This window comes from Dokdonella sp. (genome assembly GCF_049593775.1).
Taxonomy (GTDB): Bacteria; Pseudomonadota; Gammaproteobacteria; order Xanthomonadales; family Rhodanobacteraceae; genus Dokdonella.
Map to the genome: position 1 here is coordinate 1 of NZ_JBAWHJ010000384.1, position 3615 is coordinate 3615.

Sequence of the window (3615 nt, forward strand, 5' to 3'; positions counted from 1 at the left end):
GTGTGCAATGGCGCTGGTGCATGCACGGGTAGCCAGAGTGGTCTACGCGGCAGCGGATCCAAAGACCGGCGCTGCCGGCAGCGTCTTTGAAATCTTGACCTCGGAACTCCACAACCATCGTGTTGAAGTTTCAGCAGGCCTGTTCGCCGAAGAGAGTTCCGGCATGTTGCGTGAATTTTTCCGCAGCCGACGCTAAGGCAACGCTGATTTCGCATGGCGCCGCCGCTTGAGATTCGGTTCCAGACAAGGTCTGATAGGGATGAGTTTCCGATTTCCTTTCAGGAGGGAATCGGGTGGCTCGCAGCATGTCAATCACAAATATTCGGCAGACCCTGAGTGCACCTTGTTCCAATCCGACGATGCTTTTTTGCTGCCTTGAGCCAAATTTTCGGGAGTGTTGAGTTTGCCCGTGGATGGTTGCAGGCTAGGAACCGCACTCCGCGCATGGCCGGGTGTTTAATCGCGACTGTGGTCATCGGCTCGCTGTTCAATCAGGCATTCGCCGAAGGGTTCCCCAAAGGCGAGGACCCCTACAGGGTGCTGGTATTGAATTCATTGAGAAACAGCTCGCCGGTGAATCTTGATATTCAGGAAGGTTTGGTACGGGGCTTTTCCGGGGGCGACCACCCGATCGTCGAGATCGATATTGAATCGCCGCATCTGACAGACGCTGCAAACGGGCAACTGGCTGAAACACTAATTAGCTACTTCCGCGCAAACTATGAGAGCCGCAAGCCGCAAGTGCTGATAGCCACCGGCACCCAGGCGCTGAAGTACCTTCTTGCCAATGGCGAGGCCCTGTTTCCCGGTGTGCCAATCGTGTTCGCTGCCGGGGTGGACGAGGATTTTGTGGCAAGTCAAAACTTGCCTCCCAACGTAACCGGCATAACCAACTATGTTGATGTGTCCGGGACGCTGGGGTTGATGCTGAGCATTCACCCAGATACGGAAAGGGTCGCGCTGATCATTGGTGCTGGCAACTTCGAGAAGAGTTCCGAGCCTCTGGTGCTCAACGCCTTGCGGCAGTTTGAAGGACAGGTGGATTTCATCTGGCTGCGGGGCTTGCCCATCGACGAACTCGTGACAGCGGTCGACCAGCTTCCGGAGCGGACCATCATTCTCTATCTGGTGCAGTTCAGGGACAGGAATGGGGTCGCCTACGTGCCGGCAACCGTGCTTGAGATGGCCTCGGCAGCCTCGAACGTGCCGATCTACGGCCTCTGGGATACCTTGCTCGGGCACGGTATTGTCGGAGGGAAGTTGATGGCCAAGGAGGAGGATGGTTACCAGGCAGCGCTGATGGCCCTGCGTATTTTGCAAGGCGAGCAGCCCGCATCGATTCCCGTGGTAAGGCCTACTTCAAATCCAGCCATTTTCGATGGTCTGGAAATGGCGCGATGGCATATTGACGAAGGCCGACTTCCCGCTGGCGCGCAGATTCGAAATCGTCAATTCTCGGTCTGGGAAGAATACAAATCGGTGATCGGGTTGGTGGGCATCGTAATCGTGTTGCAGGGACTCTTGATAGGCGTACTTTTGGTCAGCAGGCGGCAACGCCTGCAAGCAGAGGTAGCCCTTTTGGACGAAGTAGGGCGGCGCCTTGAGGCTGAAGCGATGTCCACTGATCTGAGATCCAACCTGTCGCGCTTCAGCAAGGAAAGGTCGCTTGGCACCATGGCGACTGCCATCGCACACGAAATCAATCAGCCGCTGATTGCGATCCAGAACTACGCGCAGGCGGTGAAGCGACGATTGCAGGCAGACACAGACGACAAGCCCAAACTCATCGATATTCTCGCCAAGCTCGAGGGAGAGGCAGGTCGAGCCGGCGAAATAACCCGCCGCATCCGCAACCTCGTCAGCAGGGAGAATGGCCCATTGATACCCACTTCACTTGGCCGACTGGTGGAAGGTGTCCTGCCGATTCTGGAGAAGGAAGCTGCTGCCTGCGGGTGCCAACTCATCTGGAGGCCTGTCGGTGAGCTACCAGGGATTCTCGCTGACGAACTTGAAATCCAGTTGGTGCTGGTCAACCTTTTGCATAACTCAATGGAAAGCATTGTTGCCAGCGGAAAGCAGGACAAGCGTGTGGAGGTCGAGGCTCGGATGATTGACGAGAGGGAAGTCCAGGTCAGCGTGACTGATTGGGGTGCGGGCGTTCCTCCAGGCCAGGAAGCCGATCTATTCAGACGCCTGCATTCCAGCAAGAGCAATGGCATGGGCATGGGGCTGGGTATCGCTGAAGCGATCGTTGCAGCTCACGATGGGCGAATCTGGTACGAGCCCAATCCCGATGGGGGCGCTATGTTCAAGTTCACTCTACAGGCAGTCAAGACATGACCGGGATGGTTGAGCAAACCGTATTTGTCGTGGACGATGACGCAGGCGTGCGCGACTCGATTTCCGAGCTGGTCGAATCCGTTGGATTGCGAGCTGAAGGCTATGCCTCCGCTCAGGAGTTTCTGGAAAGAGGTCAGCCGCAACGCCGAGGTTGTCTGGTACTCGACGTCCGTATGCCCGAGATGAGCGGCTTGGTGCTCCAGCGTTTGCTCAAGGAGCAGGGTTTCAATTTGCCGATTATCGTTTTGACCGGTCACGGAGACGTGCCGATCGCGGTTGACGCAATGAAAGCAGGCGCTTTTGAATTCTTGCAGAAACCTTGCCGTGACCAGGCGTTGCTGGACAGCATCATCGCTGCCTTGTCTCACGATGCAGCCACTCACAATGCGAGTTTGGCGGAGGTCGATCTGGCCCGGCGCGTCTCCACCCTGACCAGCCGTGAGGTCGAGGTGCTCGATCTCGTGCTTGCTGGCAAGACCAGCAAGCACATCGCCCAAGCCCTGGCCATGAGTCCCCGAACCGCCGAAACCCACCGGCGCAATCTATTGCAGAAGCTCGGCATCGCAACGCTGAAGCAGTTGCTGCTTCGCATGCCTGCGTCTTCGCGAGACTGATTGAACGGCGTGGAGCAAGGTCTGGTGGCTTGTCGATGCGCGCCATTCCCGGAAGTCCGCGCCCCACCAATCGGTGGCGCGCTGTCGCGCTGGGAAAAGGGGTGCGCGGGTTTGCGGGCCCGGGCGTTTGATTGTTCCTTCTCCCCTCGGGGGAAGGTGCCCGACTGCGTCCGACTGGATCGGGCGCGAACGACGAATGCCGGCCCGAAGGGTGAGCCCCATGGAAGGGGTGAATCAAGGCGGATGACGATTGCATGGATGCAGGAGGGAGAGGCCGCTCCTGCGCACGCAACATTCGCACATCCATGTGCATCACAACGCAGGAGCAGTTGCCGAGGGGACGCGCGTGCCGAAAGTTCCGCTCCGCTCGTACCCTCACCCCAGCGCTCTCCCGGCGGGAGAGGGAGCCAAAGCCGGCCAAATTGTGTAGTTGCCAATCAATAGGCTATGTTTTCTTGACGAGAGCGAGCTCAAGCCACGATGCATGTCGACACGTTGCGATAAGCCGCGTCGTGGCTAAAGCAGGCTTCTACAAGAACCGTGTGGCGTGCGCCTTTCGTAGGAGCGAGCTTCAGCCGCGATGCTTTTCGACACGTTGCGATAAGCCGCGTCGCGGCCAAAGCAGGCTTCTACAAGAACCGTGTGGCGTGCGCCTTTCGTA

The 3615-nt window shown here is 57.9% G+C and carries 3 protein-coding genes; all 3 read left to right on the forward strand.

The genetic code is table 11. From position 1 onward, the window contains the following. Window positions 1-196 (forward strand): deaminase (locus WBP53_RS13150; RefSeq protein ID WP_423929639.1); only part of this gene is annotated, 196 nt, incomplete at its 5' end. 248 nt (window positions 197-444) lie between these two features. Further along, window positions 445-2340 carry a sensor histidine kinase gene (locus WBP53_RS13155; protein WP_423929641.1) on the forward strand — a complete coding sequence of 632 codons (1896 nt, stop codon included), beginning with the start codon at window positions 445-447 and terminating at the stop codon, window positions 2338-2340. Next, window positions 2337-2954: a response regulator transcription factor gene (locus tag WBP53_RS13160; protein WP_423929643.1), complete on the forward strand. Its 618-nt coding sequence runs from the start codon at window positions 2337-2339 to the stop codon at window positions 2952-2954. The genes WBP53_RS13155 and WBP53_RS13160 overlap by 4 nt, the downstream gene beginning before the upstream one ends. Window positions 2955-3615: the final 661 nt, after the last annotated feature.